This is a genomic window from Microbacterium sp. (assembly GCF_049661145.1).
Taxonomy (GTDB): Bacteria; Actinomycetota; Actinomycetes; order Actinomycetales; family Microbacteriaceae; genus Microbacterium.
Map to the genome: position 1 here is coordinate 1 of NZ_JBASZT010000220.1, position 3,769 is coordinate 3,769.

The 3,769-nt window shown below is 61.3% G+C and carries 3 protein-coding genes; all 3 read left to right on the top strand.

Going from position 1 to position 3,769, the window contains the following annotated elements:
• The first annotated feature begins 404 nt into the window (after positions 1–404).
• The 3 genes from WBP48_RS09305 (at position 405) to WBP48_RS09315 (ending at position 3,584) form a co-directional block, all read left to right on the top strand.
• Entirely contained in the window at positions 405–1,604 is a 1,200-nt protein-coding gene (locus WBP48_RS09305; protein ID WP_424439387.1) for a hypothetical protein, read from the top strand.
• An 83-nt stretch (positions 1,605–1,687) separates the two neighbouring features.
• Positions 1,688–3,019, top strand: coding sequence for a hypothetical protein (locus tag WBP48_RS09310; protein WP_424439390.1), 1,332 nt, complete (start codon positions 1,688–1,690; stop codon positions 3,017–3,019).
• 16 nt (positions 3,020–3,035) lie between these two features.
• Entirely contained in the window at positions 3,036–3,584 is a 549-nt protein-coding gene (locus WBP48_RS09315; RefSeq protein ID WP_424439393.1) for an ArsR/SmtB family transcription factor, read from the top strand.
• Positions 3,585–3,769 lie beyond the last annotated feature (185 nt).

Consider the following 3,769-nt stretch of genomic DNA (forward strand, 5'->3'; position numbering starts at 1 on the left):
GAGCCAGGCCGGTGAGCGTCGCCCCGCGGGAGTGGCGCTCACCGGCAATACCGACTGGTGCTGGAACCCAATATCCAGTGGTGCTCAACCGCAATAATCAGCGGTGCTCACAGGTCCAAATACCCAATCTTCTGCCCAGCACGGTCGCCGCGTACGTGAACGCTGGCGAATCTGTCATCGGATTCGGAGAGGGCGGCAGCGAATCGATGACGATCTTCTTCCGCCGTGAAGGCACCGACGACCTGCTGGTCCGGAAGGTTCTGAGCGAAGCGCTGACAACCGCGCGATGGGATCCTCATGGCACAGGACCGATGCTGCCCCCATTCACGAAAGCCAAGAGGCAAGCAGAGTATCTCCGTGCTCTCCCGCCTCATCTACGTCCGTACTTCCCGTCGGCGAGCAACATGACAGAACGGCGAATCCACGTCAGGGATCACGATGGCCACGAGAGCGACCGCAACGAGGTGATCTACGAGATGAGCTTCGTTCGCGGGGTCGAGGTCGGTCAGTACGTCCGCGACTACGCACCGCCACCGCGAATCGTGGCGCACCTCTACAAGCTGATTGCGGCGTTCCTGCACGAGAAGGTGCACTCGCACGATCGCGCTCCCGCTCCCGCTCCCGGCAACACCCTCGAAGAACAGTACTTCCGGAAGATCGAAGACCGGCTCGATCTGTCACGGCGAACCGCTCCTCGCACGTTCAACACCGCTTTCCTCGATTCAGAGACCATCACGATCAACGGCCGCCGATACCGCAACTATCGTCGGCTCTTGGCAGAGTTCCGATCCCACCGCAATTTCTTGGACAGCCTCGAACCACGCTTCCACGCCCTGGTCGTCGGTGACACGAACACCGAGAACATCAAGATCGGAAACCTCGCACCACTGGTTCGCGCCCAAGACGCGTTGAACTCGCATACGCGCGCCGCGGATATCGAGCGGGCGATCGGCGCAATAACAGCCGAGACGATCGAGCTGAAGTTCCTTGACCCGCGCGCCATCGGATACCGGAGCGAGGGAGCATCAACCCGCGACGATCCGATGTATGACAACAAGCCCTGGCACAACTCCGTCGGACACTACGACGAACTGCACAACGAACTCTTCGACTTGGACGTCTCAACCGGACGCGACGGCACACCGCAGGTGACAATCACCTTCCACCCCGACAACCCCTACCAGCGAGCATACGCCGTGCGCGATCTCACCGAGCACCGAGGAGCCGTCAACCCCGACGCGCCCACGGGAGTCGAAGACCACTTCGCCGCCGTGATGTCCTCGGTATATCGACTTGATAGCCCGGGCTCCTCGCAGTACCGCGACGATCCTCACTGGATCACACGGTTCGTGTTCATGATGGGCACTCACTTCACCGCCATGCCACCGTTCCACTTCAAGTCCGAGATCGAAGGAACCATCGTCGACGCCCCCGAAGTCCAACGACGCCCCATCGCCATCTACTGCGAAGGCATCAAGTGGCTCAACTGGGCCTTGGAGATGCTCGAAGGAACCCGCCCCGATTTTCTCGGGATACCCGTGCCGACCCCATCGAGTATTCAGGCCGATGACTCACATCCCGTCCCGGCCGAGGTGATCATGTGAATACGCCACTCACCCCTCCGATCAAGGGACTGGACGACCTCGGACCAGAGTCGCGGGCGATCGCGACACCCTGGAGCCGCATCGTGCGAGGCATCGGCCTCGGCCAGCACCCCGTAGGGTTCGACTCCGCCGAGGCCAGCCGAATCCGCGACGCGATCACGCAGCTTCAGTACCGTGTCGGTGAGCGAGATCCATACACGCGGTTCACAGCATCCCTCATCGACCTCATCCTCTCCTCAACCGACCCGCGTACCCGTACCGATCACCTCCAGTACGAGAGCCACGTCGGAAAGGTCACGGAAGCCATCAGGGACATTCCGAATCCTTACTCGCGCGTCATAGCGGGAAGCATCCTCCTGGATGCTGTCGCGAAGCTCAACATCGACAGATCCCACGTATGCGGTCAGACGAGAGACGTTCCGCGCGAGATCCTCGCGAACCTCGACACGATCCGCCCCGATGCAATCCACGACGAGAATCATGGCAAGCACGGCGACTATGAGCGCGTCGCCGCCTGGACGGCCGTGTTCCTCGCCTTCCGGAACCTTGGTCTGGGTGAACGCCTCGCGGAGGATGGACGGGACCGCGTCCACGAAGCACTTGCATCTCTGAAGAGAATACCCACCCCGTTCTTTCGTGGTCGGGGAGGATCTATGCTCCTGACCGCCATCAGCTTTCTGGGGCACGACTGTTTGTCGCGGGAACCGGAAGATTACATCGGATCGACGCTTTCCTACCTCGACAACGTAGACAAACTGAAAATCTATCCCGCGTTCCCGAGCCCCATGACCCCGGCGTTCGTCAAGATCTACCCCTTACTCACGATGCTCAACGCCATCGGTGTCACACAAAATACCGAGTACCTTCACTTCCAAGGCGACCGGCTTCGCGAGGCGGCGACGCTGATGTCCGCGCTCGAACCCGTGGAACGGACCCACATGGGCCTCTACTACGTGATGGCCCTCCACAACCTCGGCCGTCTCACCACGGTTCTGCCCGACATCGACCAGTTCGTGGAGCCCCTCGTCGGACTTTGGAAAGACATCGACCCCGGGCGCGACTACTTCCTCTACGGCATCTCGTACGCCTACTTGGCTCAGCTCGCCTACTTCACCAGCCGATCCGACCTCATCCAAGAGGAGATGGTAGATCGAATGATCGGCGCGTTCCCCCGCCTCGAAGACACAGCCGAAGGCCGCGCGAACCGTCCCTACCCCTTCAGCTACGTACTCAACGTCCTCAGCGAGCTCGGCGCCTCCGACCGGCTCTTCTCGCCGCATCCACGATACGGGAACCAGGCACCGTACACGTGGGTGGTCGAGCACTTGTCTCCGGGAGGGCATGCCGAGTCCGCCCGACTGTACATGCTCAACCACGCCCTCCTCAGTTGGGCACTACGCACCCGTCCCCGGTGATCCACACCGAACCGACATGCGCAGAACCTTCGGCGCAACGCCACGAGACATGTGGCTCCCGCCCGCCGTGAGAGTCCACGAGAACCATGGACTTGGCGAAGATGGGCGAGTCTCCGGGTTCGGCAGAGCCGACCCGCTGGTCGACGCGGCATGCAGTGGTGTAGCATCGAGGTATCGCGATACGACGGCACGAACCGGGAGTGTGAGGGTCATAATGGTCGCCCACGTCGACGGAGACGACACCCTTGTCGAGGGCGCCACCGACGCGCTAGAGGTGTTCAAGGCGCTGTCGAACCCCGTACGCCTTCAGATCCTCCAGTGGCTGCGGCAACCCCGCGAGAACTTCCCCGTCGAACGAGCCATCGCAGATCCTGACGAGGTTGGGGTATGCGTCACTCACATCACCGAGAAGGTTGGACTGGCGCAGTCGACGGTCTCTTCCTTCATGAGCACGCTAGAACGCGCGGACCTCGTGGTTTCGACGCGCGTGGGGAAGTGGACCCACTACAAACGCAACGAGGTAAAGATTCAGCGGCTTGTCAATCAACTGGGAAGTTCCCTGTAAGTCGGGTGGACGAAACGGCCCTGCTTGTGGACCAGCACTGTGTTGACTCCTCCTAGTGGAGTGTTGCGGCTAATGCTGTGGGTATAGGTGTCGGAGTTTGATGCGGGCGTCGGTTGTCGTGAACTGCCAGTCGACTTGCCGCTGGTTGTGGTTGGTCGCCTGCTGCCACGCGGTGAGTTCGGCGT